A 21,679-nucleotide genomic window follows, 5' to 3' on the forward strand; every position below is an offset into this window, starting at 1 on the left:
GGCGGGACCTCCCACAGGGATTATGTGTAAATCGGGCGATCTTCACCCGGCACACAACTTGCTCCATTTACAGCCTCCCCTGGCTGGAAACGGACATGCTTCATTCCCACCTCACCACCCTCAACGCCGTCTCCCTGGTGCTCGATGCCTTCAAGCATGAAGGGCTGCCCAGTGATGCACTGCTCGCCGGCAGCGGCATCTGCACGCAGGACCTGAGCCGGGCCGACACACGCATCACCACCAACCAGGAAATGCAGGTCTGCGCCAACGCCGTGGCCCTCAAGCGCGACATTGGCCTGGAACTGGGGCACAACATGCACGTGTCGTCCTACGGCATGCTCGGCTACGCGCTGCTCACCAGTGCCACCTTAGGTGACGCTCTGCGCCTGGCGCTGCGCTATCCGGCGCTATTGGGAACACTCTTCGAGCTGAACCTGGAAGACGCGGGCGAGTGCATCTGGCTCAGCGCCAGCGATTATCGGGAGAACCCGGCCCTGGCGGTGTTCAACGCCGAGTTCTGCATGGTTTCGCTGAAAGTCATCTGCAACGACCTGCTCGGCCATGCCCTGCCCTTGCGTGCAGCGCGCTTCGAGCATTGCGCGCCCGATTACCAGGCACGTTATGGCGCGCACTTCGATTGCCCGGTGCGCTTCGACAGCATCGACAATGCCTTCGCCTTCGACCGCCACTGGCTCGATCAACCGCTACCGCTGGCCGACCCCATCACCCACCACGCCATGGCCGAGCGCTGCCGTCGGCAGAACACCGAGTTCACCGGGCGCCAGGCCTGGCTGGGACGGATTCGCCAGTTGCTCAGCGCACAGCTTGACACCGCCCCCGGGCTGGAAAACCTGGCCGAGCAGATGAACTGCTCGGCGCGGACCTTGCGTCGGCACCTCAAGGAGCTGGGTTGCAGCTACCAGGAGCTGCTGGACGAACTGCGCTTCGAACGGGCCAAGCAGATGCTGTGCGAAGACCAACTGCCGATCTATCGGATCGCCGAAATACTCGGCTTCAGCGAAACCGCCAGCTTCCGCCACGCCTTCGTGCGCTGGAGCGGCGTGGCGCCGAGTCAGTTCCGGCCATGACCCCTTCACCATAGCCACCACGGATCGCCTACCTGTTCCAGTCTGGGACGCCTTGGAGATCCAAGGCACTCAGACCTACCCCCGCAGAAATGCCCGGTGCAGCTCCTCCACCGTCTGGAAGTGATACGCCGGGCTCTCGGAGTCGAGTTCCTCGTAGCTGCCAAACCCATACCCCACCGCTGCTGCATCCAGCCCATTGCTGCGGGCGCCGATCAGGTCGTGCTTGCGGTCGCCGATCATCAGGGTGCTGGCCGGGTCGAGGCCTTCTTCGGCCAGCAGGTGGGCGATCAGTTCGACTTTGTTGGTGCGGGTGCCGTCCAGTTCGCTGCCGTAGATCACCTTGAAATGACGGGCGAAGTCGAAGTGGCGGGCGATTTCCCGGGCGAAGACCCAGGGCTTGGAGGTGGCGATGTACAGCTGTCGACCTTGAGCGCCCAGGGTTTCCAGCAACGGCATCACCCCCTCGAAGACCCGGTTTTCGTACAGCCCGGTGACTTTGAAACGTTCGCGGTAGAAATTCACCGCTTCCCAGGCCTTCGCTTCGTCGAAGTCATAGAACTGCATGAACGCCTGCAGCAGCGGCGGGCCGATGAAATGTTCGAGACGGGTCAGGTCGGGCTCGTCGATGCCCAATCGACCCAGGGCGAACTGGATCGAACGGGTGATGCCCTCACGCGGGTCGGTGAGGGTGCCGTCGAGGTCGAACAGGATGGTTTGGTAGCGCATGAAAGCTCCTGGGTGGTCATGCAGTTCACTCAACGGTCCGGCGCCCTTAAGCAGACGTTTCAGACCTGGTCATACCCTTCAGCCAGGTGCAGATCCTTGAGCTTCACGTAGTTCGCCGCGCTGTAGGTGAAGAACGCGCGTTCCTTGTCGGTCAGTGGCCGGGCCTGTTTCACCGGGCTGCCGACATACAGGAAGCCGCTCTCCAGCCGCTTGCCCGGCGGTACCAGGCTGCCGGCGCCGATGATCACGTCGTCCTCGACCACCGCGCCGTCCATGACGATGCTGCCCATGCCGATCAGCACCCGGCTGCCCACGGCGCAGCCATGGAGCATGACCTTGTGGGCGATGGTCACGTCGTCGCCGATCAGCAACGGGAAGCCATCGGGGTTGAATGGCCCGGCGTGGGTGATGTGCAGCACGCAGCCGTCCTGCACGCTGGTGCGGGCGCCGATGCGGATGCGGTGCATGTCGCCGCGAATGACCGTCAGCGGCCAGACGGAGCTGTCTTCACCGATCTCGACGTCGCCGATCACCACCGCAGTGCTGTCGACGAAAGCGCCCGGGGCCAGCTGTGGGCGGTGATTCTGGTACGTGCGAAGGGTCACGATAGGCTCTCTCTTTTTGGCTGATAGTCGCTGCTAGCTGCGGTGGACGTCGATTGTAATTAAGATGGGCCGATGTTTCTTCCAGCCAAGGTACCAACCGTGAGCGTGAACAACCCTCTTTTGCAATCCTATGACCTGCCGCCATTCTCGGCGATTCGTGCCGAGCATGTGCAACCGGCCATCGAGCAGATCCTGGCTGACAACCGCGCTGCCATTGCGCAAATCCTCAAAAGCCAAGGGCAACAGCCGACCTGGGCTGGCCTGGTGCTGGCGATGGACGAACTCAATGATCGCCTGGGCGCCGCCTGGAGCCCGGTCAGCCATTTGAATGCCGTGCGTAACAGCCCGGAACTGCGCGAGGCCTACGAGGCCTGCCTGCCGGCATTGAGTGCCTATTCCACCGAGCTGGGGCAGAACCGCGAACTGTTCCAGGCGTTCGAAGCCTTGGCGAACAGCCCCGAGGCCGCCGGTTTCGACGTCGCGCAAAAAACCATCCTCGAACATTCCCTGCGCGACTTCCGCCTGTCGGGCATCGATCTACCGCCCGAGCAGCAAAAGCGCTACGCCGAGGTGCAAAGCAAGTTATCCGAGCTGGGCAGCCGCTTCTCCAACCAATTGCTCGACGCCACCCAGGCCTGGACCAAGCACGTCACCTTTGATGCCGCCCTCGCCGGCCTGACCGATTCGGCCAAGGCGCAAATGGCCGCTTCGGCCCAGGCCAAAGAGTTGGACGGCTGGCTGATCAACCTGGAATTCCCCAGCTACTACGCGGTGATGACCTACGCCGAGGACCGCGCCCTGCGTGAAGAAGTCTACGCCGCCTACTGCACGCGAGCGTCGGACCAGGGCCCGAATGCCGGCCAGAACGACAACGGCCCGGTCATGGAACAAATCCTCGACCTGCGCCAGGAACTGGCCCAGTTGCTCGGTTTCGCCAATTTCGCCGAGTTGAGCCTGGCGACCAAGATGGCTGAGTCCAGTGATCAGGTGCTCGGTTTCCTGCGGGACCTGGCCAAGCGCAGCAAACCGTTCGCGGCGCTGGACCTGGAACAGCTCAAAGCCTTCGCCGCCGAACAGGGCTGCCCCGACCTGCAAAGCTGGGACAGCGGCTTCTACGGCGAAAAACTGCGCCAGCAGCGCTACAGCGTCGCCCAGGAAGCCCTGCGCGCGTACTTCCCGATCGACAAAGTGCTGGGTGGCCTGTTCGCCATCGTGCAACGCCTCTACGGCATCGAGATCGCCGAGCTGAAAGGCTTCGACGCCTGGCACCCGGACGTGCGCCTGTTCGAGATCAAGGAGAACGGCCAGCACGTCGGGCGTTTCTTCTTCGACCTCTATGCCCGCGCCAACAAGCGCGGCGGCGCCTGGATGGACGGTGCCCGTGACCGTCGGCGCACCGTTGACGGCGTGCTGCAAAGCCCGGTGGCGAACCTGGTGTGCAACTTCACCCCAGCCGACAGCGGCAAGCCGGCGCTGCTGACCCACGACGAAGTCACCACCCTGTTCCACGAATTCGGCCACGGCCTGCACCACTTGCTGACCCGTGTCGAACATGCCGGCGTGTCCGGCATCAACGGCGTGGCCTGGGATGCCGTGGAGCTGCCGAGCCAGTTCATGGAGAACTGGTGCTGGGAACCCGAAGGCCTGGCGCTGATCTCCGGCCACTACGAAACCGGCGAACCGCTGCCCCAGGACCTGCTGGAAAAAATGCTCGCGGCGAAAAACTTCCAGTCCGGCCTGATGATGGTCCGCCAGCTGGAGTTCTCGCTGTTCGACTTCGAACTGCATGCCACCCACGGCGACGGCCGCAGCGTGCTGCAAGTGCTTGAAGGCGTGCGCGACGAGGTGTCGGTCATGCGTCCACCGGCCTACAACCGCTTCCCGAACAGCTTTGCGCACATCTTCGCCGGCGGCTATGCGGCGGGCTACTACAGCTACAAATGGGCGGAAGTGCTGTCGGCCGATGCGTTCTCCAGGTTCGAAGAAGATGGCGTGCTCAACGCCGACACCGGCCGCGCGTTCCGCGAAGCGATTTTGGCCCGTGGCGGCTCCCAGGAGCCGATGGTGCTGTTCGTCGACTTCCGTGGCCGCGAGCCATCGATTGACGCACTCTTGCGCCACAGCGGCCTGACCGAGGACGCAGCAGCATGAGCGAGGGGCCTGTGATCACCAAGCGACGCTTCATCGCCGGAGCGGTCTGCCCGGCGTGCAGTGAACCGGACAAGTTGATGATGTGGAACGAAGATGGCGTGCCGCACCGTGAGTGCGTAGCCTGCGGTTATTGCGACACGCTCAACGAGCAAGGCCTGTCGGTGCCCAAGGAACTGGGCACCCGGGTCAACACGTCGGCGCCCAAAGTGCCGGACGCCAAGGTTCAGGCCGTGCAGTTTTTCCCCAACCCGAAGTTGAAGAAGAAAACCGACTGAAATCTTTGGCATCACCTTCCGGGCCGCCCGGCCCGGAAGCGATACCCCGCAGGCGATACATATTTACCGCCCGGCATGAGCCTTACCTTCGCAGACTGGTCATCACGTCCAGACTGACAGGAAGGCCCCCATGCCCGACGCTGACAACCCGCTGCTGCAGGCCTATGACCTGCCCCCGTTTCCACAGATCAAGGCCCGGCATTTCTCACCGGCCCTCGACCGGATCCTTGCTGAAAGCCGCGACCAAGTGACCGCAATCATCAAGACCCAGACGCCTTTTCCCACCTGGGACGACCTCGTGTTGGCCATGGATGAAGTCCATACACGCCTGGAGGGTTTCGGGTATCTGCTGCACCTTCTGACCACGACCCGGAGCGGGGACGCCTGGGCACAGGCTTCACTGGATTGCAGTGAACGGCTGCATGATTTCCAGGCGTCGCTGAAACAACACCCCACCCTGTTCACGCTTTACCAGCGCTTGGCAGACAGCCCGATCGCCGAGCATTTCGCACCGGTGCGCAGACGGACCCTGAAGAAGATCCTGCGCGAGTTCCACCAGAACGGCGCGACGCAAGGCCTGTCGGCAGACCTTAGCCTGCTGAAGTTGCGCATCCAGGAGGTCCAGGGGTTATTCCTGGAAAACCTGCGAATGGCCAACCAGGCCTGGCGCAAGGTGTTTGATGATGAAGCCCGGTTGAGCGGCCTGCCTGCGCGGTTCAAGCAACAGATGGCCCGCCAGGCGCGCGCCGCCGGGCGCTCGGGATGGCTACTGACGCTCAGCGAGGAAGCGTTTGGCATCGTCACTCAATGCGCTGACGACCGTCTCCTGCGCCAGCAAATGTATGAGGCCTACAGCACGCGAGCATCGGATAAGGGCCCGCACGCAGGGCAATTCGACAACGGCGACCTGCTCAGGCAATTGCTCGATGACCGTCATCAGTACGCCACCTCCCTGGGCTATGCGGACTTTGCCCAACTGGCGATCGAGCCAGAGCAAGCCGCTTCTACCGGGGAGGTCCTGGCCTTCCTGCAGACACAGCTCGACCGACAGCGCGGCGTTTTCAAGCGGGACACCGATCAGCTCAAGGCCTTTGCCGCGCAGCAAGGTTTCAGCGAACTCCAGCCCTGGGACTACCCGTACCTGGCCAATCAACTGCGCCAGCAGGCGGCCGGTGCTTCCAGGGAAGCGCTGAGCGTCTGGTTTGAACTGGAATCAACCTTTTCACAGCTGTTGCAAATGGCGACCGAGCTGTTCGGGGTGAGCTTTGTCGAGCGCCCGGATCCAGCGACCTGGCACCCGGACGTGCGACTTTTTGAGGTCCGCGAGTGGGGAGCAGTCATTGGCTATATTTATTTCGACCCGTTCGCCGATGCCAACCGGGACGGTTATCCCCATACCACCACCCTGCGCAACCGTCACATCACGGCTGAAGGACGCCCCCGGCACCCCGTCGCCACGCTGCATGCCTGGTTGCCACGCAGCGCGGGGCCAGACCCGGTCTTGCTCGATCACCTGCAACTGCGCGTCCTGTTCCATGAATTTGGCCATTGTTTGCAGCATGTCCTGACCCACGCGGAGTATCGCGACGTTTCCGGCATCAGCGGCCTGTCCCGCGACACCGCCGAGTTTGCCGGGGTGTTGTTCGAGCAATGGTGCTTCTCCAGGCAATGCCTGGTGCGGGTATCAAGGCATTACCAGACGGGGGAGACGATGCCTGACAAGGTTGCCGCTCAATTGCTGACCTTTGCCAAGACCCAGGCGAGTTGGGAGAGCGCCGTGCTGCTGCGCAATGCGCTGTTCGATCTTGAACTGCACCGTACCCGCGGCGACGGACGGAGCGTCCAGCAGGTCTTTGATCAGGCCAGCGAACAGGTGGGCCATCTGCCGGTGGCCGGGAACGAACGCTGGCCCAACGGGCTGGATTACCTGGTGACCGGTTATGACGCGAGGATCTACGCCTATCTCTGGTCAAGGGCATTGGCCATCAGGGTATTTCAGCGTTTCAGGCGCGACGGGCTGTTCAACCCGGCAACAGGCCGCGCGTTGCGCGACAGCGTTTTTGCGCCGGGTGACGGGCGACCGTTGGCCGAATCCATCGCGGCCTTTTCAGGCACGCCACCGATCAGTGCGCTGGCAGGGCAGCCTTCGGATCCAGGTGAGTGGCCGTAGTGGTCGAATTGACCCAGCTTTCCAGGGAGCAAAGCGCGAACACACTGGTGCTGCAATCGCCATTCGCCAATGCCTGGCGGAGTTTCTCGACGTTGGCCTGCATCATGTAGCGAACCCCGTCCTTGAAGTGATGGCTGTCACCGAAGCCGCCTTCGGTCATTTCGTTCAAGGCGTCCTCTTTGCTCCAGCCCTGCACGACCACCCGGTACATGGCGGCCACCAGCCCGGTGCGGTCCGAACCGTGCTTGCAGTGCATCAGCACCGGGCCCTTGGCTTCGGCGGCCTGGACCGCACGCAAGGCCCGGAGGATGTCGCTGTCGTCGACATGGTTGGTGCGATAAGGCAGGCGTACTTGCTCGATGTCGGGGGCGGAGAGCCACGGGGCATCCGACTGCGGCAGGAAGGTAATGACCGTGCCGATCTTGAGCTTTGTCAGCAAGGGCAAGGCGCCGCTGTCTGGCAAGGAGCTGCGGTAAAGCGTGGGCGACATCTGGTAAAGGTTGTAGTCCTTTTCCACGGGCTGGGCCCATTCAGTGGGCCTCGTCGGCTCGGCATCAGCCGCCTGGGCGGGTGACTCGGCCAGCCCGATCAGCAAGGCCAGGCAACACAGGGAACGAGAGCAGAGCTTGAGCATGCACGGACGACCGGGAAAAAAGAGAGTTCGAGCTGGTCAGTTTCGGCTCGTGTCGGTTAAAAACCTGTAACAAGGACGTCAAAGTGTTGTGAATTGCGCTGCGCTTTCATCCAGTGCCGCTCGGGCTGCTGAACGGCACTGGTTGTCATTGAGTGCAGGCTATACTGTATGCACATACAGCATCGGAGTATTCCTCATGTCAGCTTCCCTTCCGCCGCGCGGCCGTGGCACCGCTGCCAACCCGCACAACCGCTTCGCGCCGAGTCGCTCGGTGGTCGAAGATGACGGTTGGTACCAGGAAGTACCGCCGTCCCAAGGCACTGAAGTGCGCTTCGAGACGGCAAAGAGCATCATCACCCGCAACACCTCGCCGGACATCCCTTTCGATCGCTCGATCAACCCTTATCGGGGCTGTGAACACGGCTGCATCTACTGCTATGCAAGGCCCAGCCATGCGTATTGGGACATGTCGCCGGGGCTGGATTTCGAAACCCGGCTGATCGCCAAGAGCAACGCCGCCGATGTGCTGGAGCAACAGCTGTCCAAGCGCGGCTATCAATGCGCACCGATCAACCTGGGCTCCAATACCGACCCTTACCAGCCGATCGAACGCGAACAACGCATCACCCGCCGGATTCTGGAAGTGCTGCTGCGTTACCGTCACCCGGTCACCATCGTGACCAAGGGCTCGCTGATCCTGCGGGACCTGGACCTGCTGACCGAACTGGCCCGGCAACGCCTGGTGGCGGTGATGATCAGCCTCACCACCCTGGACGACGAACTCAAGCGTATTCTCGAACCGCGGGCGGCGGCGCCCAAGGCGCGCTTGCGGGCGATCAAGGTGATGCGCGAGGCGGGGATCCCGGTGGGCGTGTTGTGTGCACCGATGATCCCGATGATCAACGACAGCGAGATCGAGGCCCTGCTGGCCGAGGCCCATGCCGCTGGCGCCCAGACCGCTTCCTACATCATGTTGCGCCTGCCCTTGGAAGTGGCGCCGCTGTTCGAAGAATGGTTGCAGGCGCACTACCCGCAACGCGCTGCCCATGTGCTGAGCCTGGTCCGCCAGAGCCGCGGCGGCGAGTTGTACGACAGCCAGTTCGGCAAACGCATGCGCGGCGAAGGCCCCTTCGCCGACCTGCTGGCCCAGCGCTTCACCAAGGCGATCAAGCGCCTGGGACTGGATCGGCGCGAAGGTTACACGCTCGATTGCGACGCCTTTTGTCCGCCGGGGCGACAGATGTCTTTGATTTAACTACGGTTGACCTTAGATTGGTGTGTGAACAGCGATGGGCGCAAGCGCTTGGACCCCTTTGTTTATGCTTCGTAATCTACGTCCTAGAGCCTTCGATTCAGTTTGAGTTAAGTTTCGGCCGCTACCTTGTTCATCGAGTGACTGACGGGGCGGACACATCGACCTGGACGTTTTTTAACCAGCCACTGGCGTAACAGCAAAGAGGATGAATCATGAGTGACAAGGATAAACAGCCGTTGGCTGCGTCGGCTTCAGCCCAACCCGAGGCGGAAACCGCCGATGCAGCGCTGCGGCATATTGTTGACGGCTTTTTGCATTTCCATCATGAGATCTTTCCTCAGCAGGAAGAGCTCTTCAAGAAACTCGCCACCGCCCAATCACCCCGGGCGATGTTCATCACCTGCGCCGATTCGCGCATCGTGCCCGAACTGATCACCCACAGCTCCCCCGGCGACCTGTTCGTCACCCGCAACGTCGGCAACGTCGTGCCGCCCTACGGGCAGATGAACGGCGGTGTTTCCACCGCCATCGAATATGCCGTGCTGGCCCTCGGCGTGCAGCACATCATTGTCTGCGGCCATTCCGATTGCGGCGCCATGCGTGCGGTGCTCAACCCGGACACCCTGGAAAAAATGCCCACGGTCAAAGCCTGGCTGCGCCACGCCGAAGTGGCCAAGACCATGGTCCACGACAACTGCCCGTGCGGCGACGAAAAACAAACCATGCCCATCCTCACCGAAGAGAACGTGATCGCGCAGTTGCAGCATTTGCGCACGCACCCTTCGGTGGCCTCGCGCATGGCCAGCGGTCAGTTGTTCATCCACGGCTGGGTGTACAACATCGAGACCAGCGAGATCAAAGCCTTCGACGCGGACCGGGGTTGTTTCCTGCCGCTCGATGGCAGCCATCCGATTCCGGTCGCAACGCCCAAAGCGCGCTTCTAACCGCTCCTAAATACATCCTTGCGTGGACAAGCCCTGCCTGCTCTTCGAGCGGTCGGGCCTTGCCATGCCTGAAGAAAACTTCGGGAGAGTCACCATGCGTGCTGCTCAATTAAAAGCTGTTCTGCCACGGGAGCTGCTGGCTTCGGTGGTTGTGTTCCTGGTGGCGCTGCCCTTGTGCATGGGCATTGCCATCGCGTCGGGCCTGCCGCCCGCCAAAGGCCTGGTCACCGGCATCATCGGTGGCCTGGTGGTGGGGTTCCTCGCTGGCTCGAAATTGCAAGTCAGTGGCCCCGCCGCCGGATTGGCTGTGCTGGTCTTCGAACTGGTGCGCCAACATGGCGTGGCAATGCTCGGGCCGATCCTGCTGCTGGCGGGGCTGTTGCAGTTGCTGGCCGGGCGCTTTCGCCTGGGCTGCTGGTTCCGGGTGACGGCGCCGGCGGTGGTCTACGGGATGCTGGCGGGCATTGGCGTGCTGATCGTGCTGTCCCAGGTCCATGTGATGCTCGACGCGGCGCCCAAGCCATCCGGGCTGGATAATCTCGCGGCGTTCCCGGCGGCGGTGGCCCAGGCCTTGCCGTCCTTCGGCTGGCAGGCCGGCCTGCTCGGCCTGTCGACGATTGCGGTGATGTGGTTGTGGGAAAAGTTTCGCCCTCACAGCCTGCGCTTCGTACCCGGCGCGCTGCTCGGCGTCGGCCTGGCGACCGTCGCCAGCCTGCTGTTGGCGTTGCAGGTCAAACGCGTGGACGTGCCGGACAACCTTGCCGACGCCATCGACTGGCTGAGCCCGGCAGACTTGCTGAACCTGGCTGACCCCATGTTGCTGGTCGCGGCCTTGACGGTCGCCTTCATCGCCAGCGCCGAAACCCTGCTGTCGGCAGCGGCCGTGGATCGCATGCACAGCGGCGAACGTGCGGACTTCGACCGCGAACTGTCGGCCCAAGGGATCGGCAACATGCTCTGCGGCCTGCTCGGCGCCTTGCCGATGACCGGCGTGATCGTGCGCAGCTCGGCCAACGTCCAGGCCGGCGCCACCACGCGGATGTCGACGATTTTCCATGGCCTGTGGCTGTTGCTGTTCGTGTTGGTGCTGTCCAGCGTGCTGCAGAGCATTCCGGTGGCGAGCCTGGCGGGTGCCTTGGTGTACACCGGTTTCAAACTGGTGGACCTCAAGGCCTTTCGAGGCCTGGGCCGTTATGGCCGGATGCCGATGTTCACCTACGCCGCGACGGCCTTGGCGATCATCTTCACTGACCTGCTGACCGGCGTGCTGATCGGTTTCGGCCTGACCCTGGCGAAACTGGCCTGGAAAGCCTCACGACTGAAAATCAGCCTGGTCGACCTTCCTCAGGACGGTGAGATGGAACTGCGCCTGGTGGGAGCGGCCACCTTCCTCAAGGTGCCGGCGCTGACCCAGGTGCTGGGCACCATCCCCGCAGGCACAACGGTGCATGTGCCGCTCAATAACCTGAGCTACATCGACCACTCGTGCCTGGAGTTGCTGGAAGAATGGGGCCGGGCGAATGCCAGCAAGGGCTCGAAGCTGGTGATCGAATCCCACGGGCTCAAGCGTCGGTTGGAGGGGCGGTTGCGCACGACGGTCGGGGTGGGTGCAGCGACTTCCTGATCCCCTGGTGAACAAATGTGGGAGCGAGCCAGTGTGGGAGCGAGCCTGCTCGCGATAGCGGTGTATCAGACAACATTTTCGTTTGCTGATTTACCGCATCGCGAGCAGGCTCGCTCCCACAGGGTTTTGTGGTGGACGTGGGGTTTGTGAACTGCCGATCACGCCACCGGTTGATCCAGCTCCAACCCCACGCCCAGGCGGCGTGACATGCACGGCCAGCGCTTCCAGGCGGCGCCGGTCTGCGGGCTGCTGAGCTTCTCGCGGTAGGTTTCTACCGACTCCAGGGCGAACGTCTCGTCGTTGAGCATCTCGTCGAAGGCGTGATGCACCACCTCGTCGAGCTGGTTGGCAAAGGCTTCGCCGATCAGCTGGTGGGCAATCAGATTGGCGACCGTCATGTCCAAGGGGATCAGTGGCTGGCCGAAATGCTTGATGTACAGGTCATTGACCTCTTCGACGAATCGGTGGGCCAGATAGGCTTCGTCCAGCAAGCTGTCGAGCCCGACATGGCCGGCCATGATCGTCGGCGGCTGGAGGAAATAGTGCTCGGCGATTTTCAACACCGGCTTGATCTGCGGCTCGATGCCCGCTTCCCTGGCGACCTCATTGGCTGCATCCAGCAGGTCGGGCAATTCATCGATATAGGCGGCAACAAAACGCGCCAGGACGTCGTTGGCGTTCGCCTCTGGCAATTGGATAGCGCGGTGCAAATGCGGTAACTGGGCTTCCAACTGACGGGCCAACTGGCCGGTCTCGGCTTCGTGCTGTTGGGCTTTTTGGATCTGCTCGCGCAATGCGGCGGTGTTCATGGAAACTCCAGGAAAACTAAAGGCAATGAAATAGGGAAGACATAACTTAGCTGGCTAATAAACACTCCTAAGACCTATTTTTCATAATTGGCTCTTCCTTGATACGCCGCAGCTATATCGGTTTGCCATCATCTGGTCATGCATCCTTTTCCATTCGCAGGCTCTGGCGCAAGCCCAATGTGTTTCAAGAACGATTTTCGCCATCGCGTTGCGAGGTTCCCCTCGCTGTCTATACTCGGTTTGGAATGGAGTTAGCTGATGACACCCGATGCATAGGCAGCAAGGCACGGCGGTCGAGTTCGCAGTCTGATGTAGCCGCTCTCCCTTGCCGAAGGCGTTACGCCTACGGGATAACAAGAACGATAAGGGGAACCCGCAATGACGCGACATCCACACGTATGGATGGGCCTCCTGTTGTGGTCGATTTTCAGTCAGGCGCAAGCTGCCTGGACTGTGAATATGGCGCCTGGAGCGACACAGATCAGCAACGCAGTGTTCGACTTGCACATGACGATCTTCTGGATCTGTGTAGTCATCGGCATCATCGTCTTCGGTGCCATGTTCTGGTCGATGATGATGCACCGCCGCTCCACCGGCCAGAACGCCGCCCACTTCCACGAGAACACCCGGGTCGAGATCCTCTGGACCATCGTGCCCTTCGTGATCCTGGTGGCCATGGCCATTCCCGCCACTGCCACGCTGATCAAGATGTACGACTCCAGCGAGTCGGACATCGATATCCAGATCACCGGCTACCAATGGAAGTGGCACTACAAGTACCTGGGCCAGGACGTCGAGTTCTTCAGCAACCTGGCCACCCCCGCCGAACAGATCCATAACCAGAGCGCCAAGGGCGAACACTACCTGCTGGAAGTCGACAAGCCGCTGGTGCTGCCGGTCGATGCCAAGGTGCGCTTTCTGGTGACCTCTGCCGACGTGATCCATTCCTGGTGGGTGCCGGCCTTCGCGGTCAAGCGCGATGCGATTCCCGGGTTCGTCAACGAGGCCTGGACGCGGGTCGACAAGCCGGGCATCTATCGCGGCCAGTGCGCCGAGCTGTGTGGCAAGGACCACGGGTTCATGCCGATCGTGGTCGAGGTCAAGAGCAAGCCCGACTACGAAAAATGGCTGGGCGAGCGCAAGGCCGAAGCCGCGCAGCTCAAAGAACTGACCAGCAAGGAATGGACCCTCGACGAGCTCAAGGAACGGGGCGACAAGATCTACCACACCACATGCGTGGCCTGTCACCAGGCCGAAGGCCAGGGCTTGCCACCGATGTTCCCGGCGCTCAAAGGCTCGAAAATCGCCACCGGACCCAAGGCTGATCACCTGAGCCTGGTCTTCCACGGCAAGCCCGGCACCGCCATGGCCGCGTTCGGCAAGCAGTTGTCGGAAGTCGATATCGCCGCCGTCGTGACCTATGAACGTAACGCCTGGGGCAACAACAAAGGCGACATGGTCACGCCAAAAGAAGTGCTGGAACTCAAACAGGCGGAAAGCAAATGAGCCGGCCTGACGTGTATTTGCGCAACCGGTCGGGGCTTGTTGCCCCGCGCCGTCCAGCCCATTCGCTCGAAGGAGACAGGACATGAGTGCTGTGATCGATGACCACGGTCATGCCGGCGCCGACCACGCCCACGGCCCCGCCAAGGGCCTGATGCGTTGGGTACTGACCACCAACCACAAGGATATCGGCACGCTGTACCTGTGGTTCGCGTTCTGTATGTTCCTGCTCGGCGGCTCGTTCGCCATGGTGATCCGCGCCGAACTGTTCCAGCCGGGCCTGCAGATCGTGGAGCCGGCGTTCTTCAACCAGATGACCACCATGCATGGCCTGGTGATGGTGTTCGGCGCGGTGATGCCGGCCTTCGTCGGCCTCGCCAACTGGATGATCCCGCTGATGATCGGCGCGCCGGACATGGCCCTGCCGCGCATGAACAACTTCAGCTTCTGGCTGTTGCCGGCGGCGTTCCTGCTGCTGGTGTCGACGTTGTTCACCGCCGGCGGCGGACCGAACTTCGGCTGGACCTTCTACGCGCCGCTGTCCACCACCTATGCGCCGGAAAGCGTGACGTTCTTCATCTTTGCCATCCACCTGATGGGCATCAGTTCGATCATGGGCGCGATCAACGTGATCGCCACCATCCTCAACCTGCGCGCCCCCGGCATGACGCTGATGAAAATGCCGCTGTTCGTCTGGACCTGGCTGATCACCGCGTTCCTGTTGATCGCGGTGATGCCGGTGCTGGCCGGCTGCGTGACGATGATGCTGATGGACATCCACTTCGGCACCAGCTTCTTCAGCGCCGCCGGCGGCGGTGACCCGGTGCTGTTCCAGCACGTGTTCTGGTTCTTCGGCCACCCCGAGGTGTACATCATGATCCTGCCGGCCTTCGGTGCCGTCAGCTCGATCATCCCGGCCTTCTCGCGCAAGCCGTTGTTCGGCTACACCTCGATGGTCTATGCCACCGCCGCCATCGCGTTCCTGTCGTTCATCGTCTGGGCGCACCACATGTTCGTGGTCGGCATTCCGCTGGTGGGCGAGCTGTTCTTCATGTACGCGACCCTGCTGATCGCCGTGCCCACCGGGGTGAAGGTGTTCAACTGGGCGAGCACCATGTGGCAAGGCTCGCTGACCTTCGAGACGCCGATGCTGTTTGCCGTGGCGTTCGTGATCCTGTTCTCCATCGGTGGTTTCTCCGGGTTGATGCTCGCCATCGCCCCGGCGGACTTCCAGTACCAGGACACCTACTTCGTGGTCGCGCACTTCCACTACGTGCTGGTGCCCGGCGCCATCTTCGGGATCTTCGCCTCGGCGTACTACTGGATGCCGAAATGGACCGGCCACATGTACGACGAAACCCTTGGCAAGCTGCACTTCTGGCTGTCGTTCATCGGGATGAACATGGCGTTCTTCCCGATGCACTTCGTCGGCCTGGCGGGCATGCCCCGGCGGATTCCCGACTACAACCTGCAGTTCGCCGACTTCAACATGGTCTCGTCCATCGGCGCGTTCATGTTCGGCACCACGCAGCTGTTCTTCCTGTTCATCGTGATCAAGACCATCCGCGGCGGCCCGCCCGCACCGGCCAAGCCGTGGGATGGCGCCGAAGGGTTGGAGTGGAGCGTGCCGTCGCCGGCGCCGTATCACACCTTCACGACGCCGCCGGAAGTGAAATGAGATGACTGATGGAACCCTTGTGGGAGCGAGCCTGCTCGCGATAGACGCGACTCGGTGTGTCAGGCACACCGCTATCGCGAGCAGGCTCGCTCCCACAGGGGTCCGTGGAGAGGTCGAGAGCCATGGCTGATTCAATCTCGATGAAAAAACTGGTCACCCGGCTGTTGCTGGTGGTGGTGGCCATGTTCATCTTCGGCTTTGCCCTGGTGCCGATCTACGACGTGATGTGCAAGGCGTTCGGCATCAATGGCAAGACCGCCGGGCAGTACGAAGGCGAGCAGGTCACCGATGCGTCGCGGCAGGTTCGCGTGCAGTTCCTGTCGACCAATGCGGTGGACATGCCGTGGGACTTCTACCCCAAGGGCGAGCAATTGGTGGTCCAGCCCGGGGCGGTGAATGAAATGGTCTTCGTCGCCCACAACCCCACCAACCGGCCGATGAGCGCCCAGGCCGTGCCAAGCATCGCGCCGAGCACCGCGGCGGCTTACTTCCACAAGACCGAATGTTTTTGTTTTACCCAGCAAGTGCTGCAACCCGGCGAACGGATCGAAATGCCCATGCGCTTCATCGTCGACCGGGACATGCCCAAGGATGTGAAGCACCTGACGCTGTCCTACACGCTGTTCGATATCACCGCCCGTCATCCACCGGTGGCTCTAAACACTGACCGATAGCGTGCCCGATAAGGAGAACAATAAATGGCAACTCACGAACACTATTACGTACCGGCCCAGAGCAAATGGCCGATCATCGCCACGGTCGGGATGTTCGTCACGGTGTACGGCCTGGCGACCTGGTTCAACGACCTGAAGGCCGCGCGACCGGAATCCCACGGCCCGTTGATTTTCTTCGTCGGCGGCCTGCTGGTGGCCTATATGCTGTTCGGCTGGTTCGGCGCGGTGATCAAGGAAAGCCGCGCCGGGCTCTACAGCCCACAGCTCGACCGTTCGTTTCGCTGGGGCATGAGCTGGTTCATCTTTTCCGAAGTGATGTTCTTCATCGCGTTCTTCGGCGCGCTGTTCTATGTCCGCCACGTATCGGTGCCGGGCCTGGCGGGCGAAGGCACCAAGGGCCTGTCGCACATGCTCTGGCCCAATTTTGAATACGCCTGGCCGTTGCTGCACAACCCCGACCCGAAACTGTTCCCGGCACCCAAGGAGGTCATCAGCCCCTGGGGCCTGCCGTTGCTCAACACCGTGTTACTGGTCAGCTCCAGCGTCACCGTCACCATCGCCCACCACGCCTTGAAAAAAGGCCATCGCGGTGCGCTGAAACTCTGGTTGGCGATCACCGTGCTGTTGGGCTGCGCGTTCCTCGGCTTCCAGGCCGAAGAATACATCCACGCCTACAAGGAACTGGGCCTGACCCTGGGCTCCGGCGTGTACGGCGCGACGTTCTTCATGCTCACGGGGTTCCACGGCGCCCACGTCACCATCGGCACGCTCATCCTGTTCGTCATGCTGATGCGGATCATGCGCGGGCATTTCGACAACGAGCACCAGTTCGGCTTCGAAGCGGCGAGCTGGTATTGGCACTTCGTCGACGTGGTGTGGATCGGCTTGTTCATCTTCGTCTACGTGCTCTGAGACACCGCTACCAGGGCGCGTGAGAAACCAACTGGCCGCTGAAAAAACCCCAGGCGATCAAGCCGACGGTGAGGGCGGCCAGGCAGACCCGAATCGCCAGGGCGATGACCAGGCGATTGGAATCGCTGCCGTCCTTGACCAGAAAAAACAGGCCGCTGAACAGGCTAGCAACCGTGGCAATCAGCATCAGGACGATGGCTGCTTTTAGCATCAGGCACACTCCGGGGGGACGCGATGCAGGTGAGTATAGCTATCCCGTTCGAGCACTTTCGGACGGCGCCATGAAAGGCTTCCGGCCAGGCCTCGTGCCGTCGCTGGTGGTGGCCGTGCTGATGCCGGTCATGGTGTGCCTGGGGTTCTGGCAACTGAGCCGGGGCGAACAGAAGCGCGTGCTCATGCAGACCTACGCCGAACGCCGCGTGGCGCCAGCGATGGACAGCGCCGAACTGGCGCAGACCACCGACCCGGCGTTTCGCGCGGTCAAGCTGCAAGGTCAGTTCGACGTCGAGCACAGCGTCCTGCTGGACAACCGCCAGCACGACGGCAAGGTCGGCGTCGAACTGCTCCAGCCGTTTCTCGACCACGCCACCGGGCTGTGGCTGTTGGTCAATCGCGGCTGGCTGCCCTGGCCTGATCGTCGCACCCCGCCGCTGTTCAGCACCCCCGAGCAGCCCGTAAGCCTGCAAGCCTGGGTCTATGTCGCACCGGGCGCGACCTTCCAGCTCCACGCCGATCCAACCGCCGCCCCCTGGCCACGGCTGGTCACGGCCGTCGAGCCGGACAAGCTCTGGGCGGAGCTGGGCCGCAGTGGCTTCACCTATGAACTGCGCCAGCAAAACGGCCCGGGCGCCTATCGCACCGACTGGCCGGTGGTGAGCATGGGCCCGGAAAAACACCTCGGTTACGCCGTGCAGTGGTTTGCCATGGCGGCGGCACTGTTCGGCCTTTTCCTTTATCTCGGATGGCACAACGCAAGGAGACCGCATGGGAACCACCATGAATCCAACCAACACGTCTGAGGCACCCAGCCCACACAGCCGACGCAAAGGACGGCTGCAACTGCTGCTGATCGTGCTCGGCGTGGTCGGCCCGATGATCCTCGCCACCGGCATGTACAAGTTCCAGTTCTGGGTGCCGGACAGCCGCAGCTACCACGGCGAACTGATCGGCAACGGCCAGACCCGCGCCGAGATCGGCGTGCAGGCCGATGAACAGCGCTGGCAGATCCTGGTCACCGCGCCAAAGGAATGCTCGGTGGACTGCCGGCAACTGGTGTACCTGGCCCGCCAGGTGCAGATCGGCCTCGGTCGCGACGCCTCCCGCGCCAGTCATGCCCTGGCCATCGCCCAGCCGCTGGACGCCGAGTACGACGCACAACTGCAGCGCGAGTATCCCCAACTGCAACGCTACCCGCTGGACCTGCCGGCCTATCAAAAAGGCGCCCAGGACGCTGGCGGCGCGCAACTGTGGATCATCGATCCCCACAGCAACCTGGTGCTGCGCTACGACGCCCGGGTCAAGGGCAAGGACCTGCTCAACGACCTGCGCCACCTGCTGAAACTGTCGAACATCGGATGAGGGCATCGACATGGCCAAACCTGGATTTCGCCTCGCGCTGTTCGCCACGTTGCTGGCACTGATCGTCGTATTGCTGGGCGCCTACACCCGGCTCACCCACGCCGGCCTCGGCTGCCCGGACTGGCCCGGTTGCTACGGTTTTATCAGCGTGCCCAAGAGCGAAGCCCAACTGGCCCATGCCGAGCTGCATTTTCCCGACGCCCCGGTGGAAGCCCACAAGGGCTGGAACGAGATGGTCCATCGCTACTTTGCCGGGACCCTGGGCTTGATGATCGTGGCATTGGCAGCCCGAACCTGGATGAACCGTCACCGCCCGGGCCAGCCGGTGAAGTTGCCGCTGTTCCTGTTGGCCGTGGTCTTCGCCCAAGCCGCGTTCGGCATGTGGACCGTGACCCTCAAGCTCTGGCCGCAGGTGGTCACCGGGCACCTGCTGGGCGGCTTCGCGACCTTGAGCCTGTTGTTCCTGCTGACTCTGCGACTGTCCGGCGTATTGCCGGCGCTGACCGTGCCCAGGCGCCTGCAACATTGGGCCACCGCCGGGCTGCTGCTGGTGATCGGCCAGATCGTCCTGGGCGGCTGGGTCAGCTCCAACTACGCCGCCGTGGCGTGTATCGATTTCCCCACCTGCCACGGCCAATGGCTGCCACCGGCGGACTTCGCCAACGGCTTTCACCTGACCCAGCACATCGGCCCCAACTACCTGGGCGGCCAACTCGACAGCGACGCCCGCACGGCCATCCACCTGACCCACCGCATCGGCGCCCTGTTGGTGACGCTGGTGCTGCTGGGGCTGGCCTGGCAGTTGAAGGCAGTGGGCATGACCCGCTTAGCCGGGCTGGTGCTGACCGCGTTGGCGGCGCAAATCACCCTGGGCATCAGCAACGTGCTGTTCCACCTGCCGCTGCCGGTGGCCGTCGCCCACAACGCCGGGGGCGCCGCGCTGCTGCTGACCTTGGTGCTGGTGAATTATCACGCCCGCACCAGCCTGGTCCGGGTGCGGCATCAGATTCCGCTGCGCTGGCGATTCAACCCGCATAAACACGGCGTCAGCCCCATCACGATAAAAGGAGAGATGCCATGGCAACCCTGACCGGTGAACGTCACAGCCAGGCGATCTGGCGCGATTACCTGGAGCTGACCAAGCCCAAAGTGGTGGTGCTGATGCTGATCACCTCGCTGGTCGGCATGTTCCTCGCCACCCGCGCCGGCGTGCCGTGGACAGTGCTGGTGTTCGGCAACCTGGGCATCGCCCTGTGCGCCGGTGGCGCGGCGGCGGTCAACCACGTGGTGGACCGGCGCATCGACGCAGTGATGGCCCGCACCCACAAACGCCCCCTGGCCGAAGGCCGCGTCTCCCCCGCCGCCGCCCTGACCTTCGCCCTGGCCCTGGCCGTGTCCGGGCAAGCGCTGCTGCTGGCCTTCACCAACCCGCTGACCGCCTGGCTGACCCTGGCCTCGTTGCTGGGTTACGCGGTGGTCTACACGGGCTTTCTCAAACGCGCCACGCCACAGAACATCGTCATCGGCGGCCTCGCTGGCGCCGCACCACCGCTGTTGGGTTGGGTAGCCGCCACCGGCCACGTCAGCGCCGAACCGCTGTTGCTGGTGCTGATCATCTTCGCCTGGACCCCGCCGCACTTCTGGGCCCTGGCCATCCACCGCAAGGAAGAATATGCCAAGGCCGACATCCCGATGCTGCCGGTGACCCACGGCGAGCACTACACCAAGGTGCATATCCTGCTCTACACCCTGGTGCTGCTGGCGGTGAGCCTGATGCCGTTCGTGATCCAGATGAGCGGCATGCTCTACCTGGTGTGCGCACTCGCGCTCGGCGCGCGGTTCCTGCAATGGGCCGTGGTGTTGTACCGTGGCAGTCGGCCGCACGCGGCGATCAACACCTTCAAGTACTCTATCTACTACTTGTTCCTGCTGTTCATCGCCCTGCTTGTCGATCATTACTTATTGTTGAGCCTATGACCCGAACCCAGAAAACCGTCTTCATCCTCGTGGCCGTGATCGCGTTGATCCTCGGCCTCACCGTCAACAAAGTGCTGTCCGGCAAGGGCCAGGGCGACCCGACGGCCCTGATCGACGCCGGCATCATCCTGCTGCCGCAAAGCCGCCACCTGCCGGACGTGAAAATGACCGACCAGGACGGCCAGCCGGTGACCATGAACGAGCTGAAAGACAAATGGAGCCTGCTGTTCTTCGGCTACACCTTCTGCCCGGACATCTGCCCGACCACCCTCGCCCAACTGCGCCAGATCAAAAGCGAACTGCCGCCCGAAGCTGTGGATAAGCTACAAGTCGTCCTGGTCAGCGTCGACCCGAACCGCGACACGCCCAAGCAACTCAAGCAGTACCTGGGCTACTTCGATCCCCAGTTCAAAGGCCTCACCGCCTCCTCGATCGAAGACCTGCAAAAACTCGCCAACGCCGTCAGCATCCCCTTCATCCCGGCCGACACCAGCAAACCCAACTACACCGTCGACCACAGCGGCAACCTCGCCGTCATCGGACCGGACGGCACCCAGCGCGGGTTCATCCGGGCGCCGTTGAATAACCAGAAACTGGTCGCGCAACTGCCAGAAATGCTGAAGCGAAAATAGCCCACCACCGCCATCCCTGTGGGAGCGGGCTTGCTCGCGAAAGCGGTATATCAGCCTGCATCAGTGCTGAATGTGCCGACGCCTTCGCGAGCAAGCCCGCTCCCACATTCAGCCTGGCTCGTTCACAAACCCCGCATCCGACCCAAAACCCCCTGTGGGAGCGAGCCTGCTCGCGATGAAATCACTGCGGTCCCAAGCAAAAACGCCCCCCAGCACCACCAAAAATCCCTTCTCCTACAGCCCCTCCCTACAAACCCCCATCAAGCTACGCATCCTTGCGCCTTTGCCTACAACTACGCCAGAATCCGCCGGCTTGTGCGCCTTGTCCCTGGGTTCTATTGTCGTTCCTGCCACTGCCCATCGGTGGTCGGGTTTAGTAGCCCGGATGACATATCGGTCGCATGAGTCTCATCAGTCAGGCATTCGCCTGCACTCGATGGTGGC

21 protein-coding genes are annotated in these 21,679 nt (G+C 62.5%); 16 read left to right on the forward strand and 5 right to left on the reverse strand.

The features are described from left to right. Window positions 1-95 precede the first annotated feature (95 nt). Window positions 96-1,088, forward strand: a complete 993-nt coding sequence (locus J7E36_RS22645; protein ID WP_215008139.1) for an AraC family transcriptional regulator — start codon at window positions 96-98, stop codon at window positions 1,086-1,088. Window positions 1,089-1,163: 75 nt separating this feature from the next. Here the strand turns inward: J7E36_RS22645 and J7E36_RS22650 are convergent, their stop codons facing one another. Both J7E36_RS22650 and J7E36_RS22655 read right to left on the reverse strand, forming a co-directional pair. Further along, window positions 1,164-1,814, reverse strand: a complete 651-nt coding sequence (locus J7E36_RS22650) for an HAD family hydrolase (RefSeq protein ID WP_215008141.1) — start codon at window positions 1,812-1,814, stop codon at window positions 1,164-1,166. Between the two features lie 59 nt (window positions 1,815-1,873). After that, window positions 1,874-2,419: a gamma carbonic anhydrase family protein gene (locus tag J7E36_RS22655; protein ID WP_215008143.1), complete on the reverse strand. Its 546-nt coding sequence runs from the start codon at window positions 2,417-2,419 to the stop codon at window positions 1,874-1,876. Between the two features lie 72 nt (window positions 2,420-2,491). On the opposite strand from J7E36_RS22655, the gene prlC reads away from it, so the two are divergent. From prlC to J7E36_RS22670, 3 genes are all read left to right on the forward strand, one after another. Continuing rightward, window positions 2,492-4,570, forward strand: a complete 2,079-nt coding sequence (gene prlC / locus J7E36_RS22660) for an oligopeptidase A (protein ID WP_215008145.1) — start codon at window positions 2,492-2,494, stop codon at window positions 4,568-4,570. Beyond that, entirely contained in the window at window positions 4,567-4,845 is a 279-nt protein-coding gene (locus J7E36_RS22665; protein WP_215008147.1) for a YheV family putative zinc ribbon protein, read from the forward strand. The genes prlC and J7E36_RS22665 overlap by 4 nt, the downstream gene beginning before the upstream one ends. 130 nt (window positions 4,846-4,975) lie before the next feature. After that, window positions 4,976-7,015: a M3 family metallopeptidase gene (locus J7E36_RS22670; protein ID WP_215008149.1), complete on the forward strand. Its 2,040-nt coding sequence runs from the start codon at window positions 4,976-4,978 to the stop codon at window positions 7,013-7,015. On the opposite strand, the gene J7E36_RS22675 is transcribed toward J7E36_RS22670, so the two are convergent. Further along, entirely contained in the window at window positions 6,969-7,649 is a 681-nt protein-coding gene (locus J7E36_RS22675; protein ID WP_215008151.1) for a phosphatase domain-containing protein, read from the reverse strand. The two genes, J7E36_RS22670 and J7E36_RS22675, sit on opposite strands and share 47 nt — an antisense overlap. A gap of 196 nt (window positions 7,650-7,845) precedes the next feature. Between J7E36_RS22675 and J7E36_RS22680 the strand changes: the two genes are divergently transcribed. From J7E36_RS22680 to J7E36_RS22690, 3 genes are all read left to right on the forward strand, one after another. Next, complete coding sequence (locus J7E36_RS22680; protein WP_215008153.1) at window positions 7,846-8,904, forward strand: PA0069 family radical SAM protein; 1,059 nt, start codon at window positions 7,846-7,848, stop codon at window positions 8,902-8,904. 212 nt (window positions 8,905-9,116) lie between these two features. Further along, the gene (locus tag J7E36_RS22685) at window positions 9,117-9,848 is read left to right on the forward strand and encodes a carbonic anhydrase (protein ID WP_215008155.1); all 732 of its coding nucleotides are present in this window, start codon (window positions 9,117-9,119) and stop codon (window positions 9,846-9,848) included. Between the two features lie 94 nt (window positions 9,849-9,942). Continuing rightward, window positions 9,943-11,472: a SulP family inorganic anion transporter gene (locus J7E36_RS22690; protein ID WP_215008157.1), complete on the forward strand. Its 1,530-nt coding sequence runs from the start codon at window positions 9,943-9,945 to the stop codon at window positions 11,470-11,472. Between the two features lie 158 nt (window positions 11,473-11,630). Here J7E36_RS22690 and J7E36_RS22695 read toward each other — a convergent pair whose 3' ends face one another. Then, window positions 11,631-12,281, reverse strand: coding sequence for a hypothetical protein (locus J7E36_RS22695; protein WP_215008159.1), 651 nt, complete (start codon window positions 12,279-12,281; stop codon window positions 11,631-11,633). Window positions 12,282-12,659: 378 nt separating this feature from the next. On the opposite strand from J7E36_RS22695, the gene coxB reads away from it, so the two are divergent. The 4 genes from coxB to J7E36_RS22715 all read left to right on the forward strand — a co-directional run bounded on the left by coxB (window position 12,660) and on the right by J7E36_RS22715 (window position 17,048). Further along, window positions 12,660-13,787 carry a cytochrome c oxidase subunit II gene (gene coxB / locus J7E36_RS22700; protein ID WP_215008161.1) on the forward strand — a complete coding sequence of 376 codons (1,128 nt, stop codon included), beginning with the start codon at window positions 12,660-12,662 and terminating at the stop codon, window positions 13,785-13,787. An 82-nt stretch (window positions 13,788-13,869) separates the two neighbouring features. Continuing rightward, window positions 13,870-15,462 (forward strand): cytochrome c oxidase subunit I, encoded by a 1,593-nt coding sequence (gene ctaD / locus J7E36_RS22705; RefSeq protein ID WP_215008163.1) that lies wholly within the window; start codon window positions 13,870-13,872, stop codon window positions 15,460-15,462. A 122-nt stretch (window positions 15,463-15,584) separates the two neighbouring features. Continuing rightward, a complete protein-coding gene (locus J7E36_RS22710) occupies window positions 15,585-16,136 on the forward strand; it encodes a cytochrome c oxidase assembly protein (protein WP_215008165.1) in 552 nt (183 codons plus the stop codon). A 24-nt stretch (window positions 16,137-16,160) separates the two neighbouring features. Next, window positions 16,161-17,048, forward strand: coding sequence for a cytochrome c oxidase subunit 3 (locus J7E36_RS22715; protein WP_215008167.1), 888 nt, complete (start codon window positions 16,161-16,163; stop codon window positions 17,046-17,048). Window positions 17,049-17,055: 7 nt separating this feature from the next. Here the strand turns inward: J7E36_RS22715 and J7E36_RS22720 are convergent, their stop codons facing one another. Then, window positions 17,056-17,259 carry a twin transmembrane helix small protein gene (locus J7E36_RS22720; RefSeq protein WP_215008169.1) on the reverse strand — a complete coding sequence of 68 codons (204 nt, stop codon included), beginning with the start codon at window positions 17,257-17,259 and terminating at the stop codon, window positions 17,056-17,058. A gap of 70 nt (window positions 17,260-17,329) precedes the next feature. On the opposite strand from J7E36_RS22720, the gene J7E36_RS22725 reads away from it, so the two are divergent. From J7E36_RS22725 to J7E36_RS22745, 5 genes are read left to right on the forward strand one after another with little or no spacing between them, the layout of a single operon-like run. Continuing rightward, entirely contained in the window at window positions 17,330-18,067 is a 738-nt protein-coding gene (locus J7E36_RS22725; RefSeq protein WP_215008171.1) for an SURF1 family protein, read from the forward strand. Next, window positions 18,033-18,626 (forward strand): hypothetical protein, encoded by a 594-nt coding sequence (locus J7E36_RS22730; RefSeq protein WP_215008173.1) that lies wholly within the window; start codon window positions 18,033-18,035, stop codon window positions 18,624-18,626. The genes J7E36_RS22725 and J7E36_RS22730 overlap by 35 nt, the downstream gene beginning before the upstream one ends. A 10-nt stretch (window positions 18,627-18,636) precedes the next feature. Then, window positions 18,637-19,716, forward strand: coding sequence for a COX15/CtaA family protein (locus J7E36_RS22735; protein ID WP_215008175.1), 1,080 nt, complete (start codon window positions 18,637-18,639; stop codon window positions 19,714-19,716). After that, window positions 19,704-20,603 (forward strand): heme o synthase, encoded by a 900-nt coding sequence (cyoE, locus tag J7E36_RS22740; protein ID WP_215008177.1) that lies wholly within the window; start codon window positions 19,704-19,706, stop codon window positions 20,601-20,603. Before J7E36_RS22735 ends, cyoE begins: the two co-directional genes overlap by 13 nt. Further along, window positions 20,600-21,235, forward strand: a complete 636-nt coding sequence (locus tag J7E36_RS22745; RefSeq protein WP_215008179.1) for an SCO family protein — start codon at window positions 20,600-20,602, stop codon at window positions 21,233-21,235. The genes cyoE and J7E36_RS22745 overlap by 4 nt, the downstream gene beginning before the upstream one ends. Window positions 21,236-21,679 lie beyond the last annotated feature (444 nt).

The sequence above is a fragment of the Pseudomonas fluorescens genome, from assembly GCF_018614775.1.
Lineage (GTDB): Bacteria > Pseudomonadota > Gammaproteobacteria > Pseudomonadales > Pseudomonadaceae > Aquipseudomonas > Aquipseudomonas fluorescens_BY.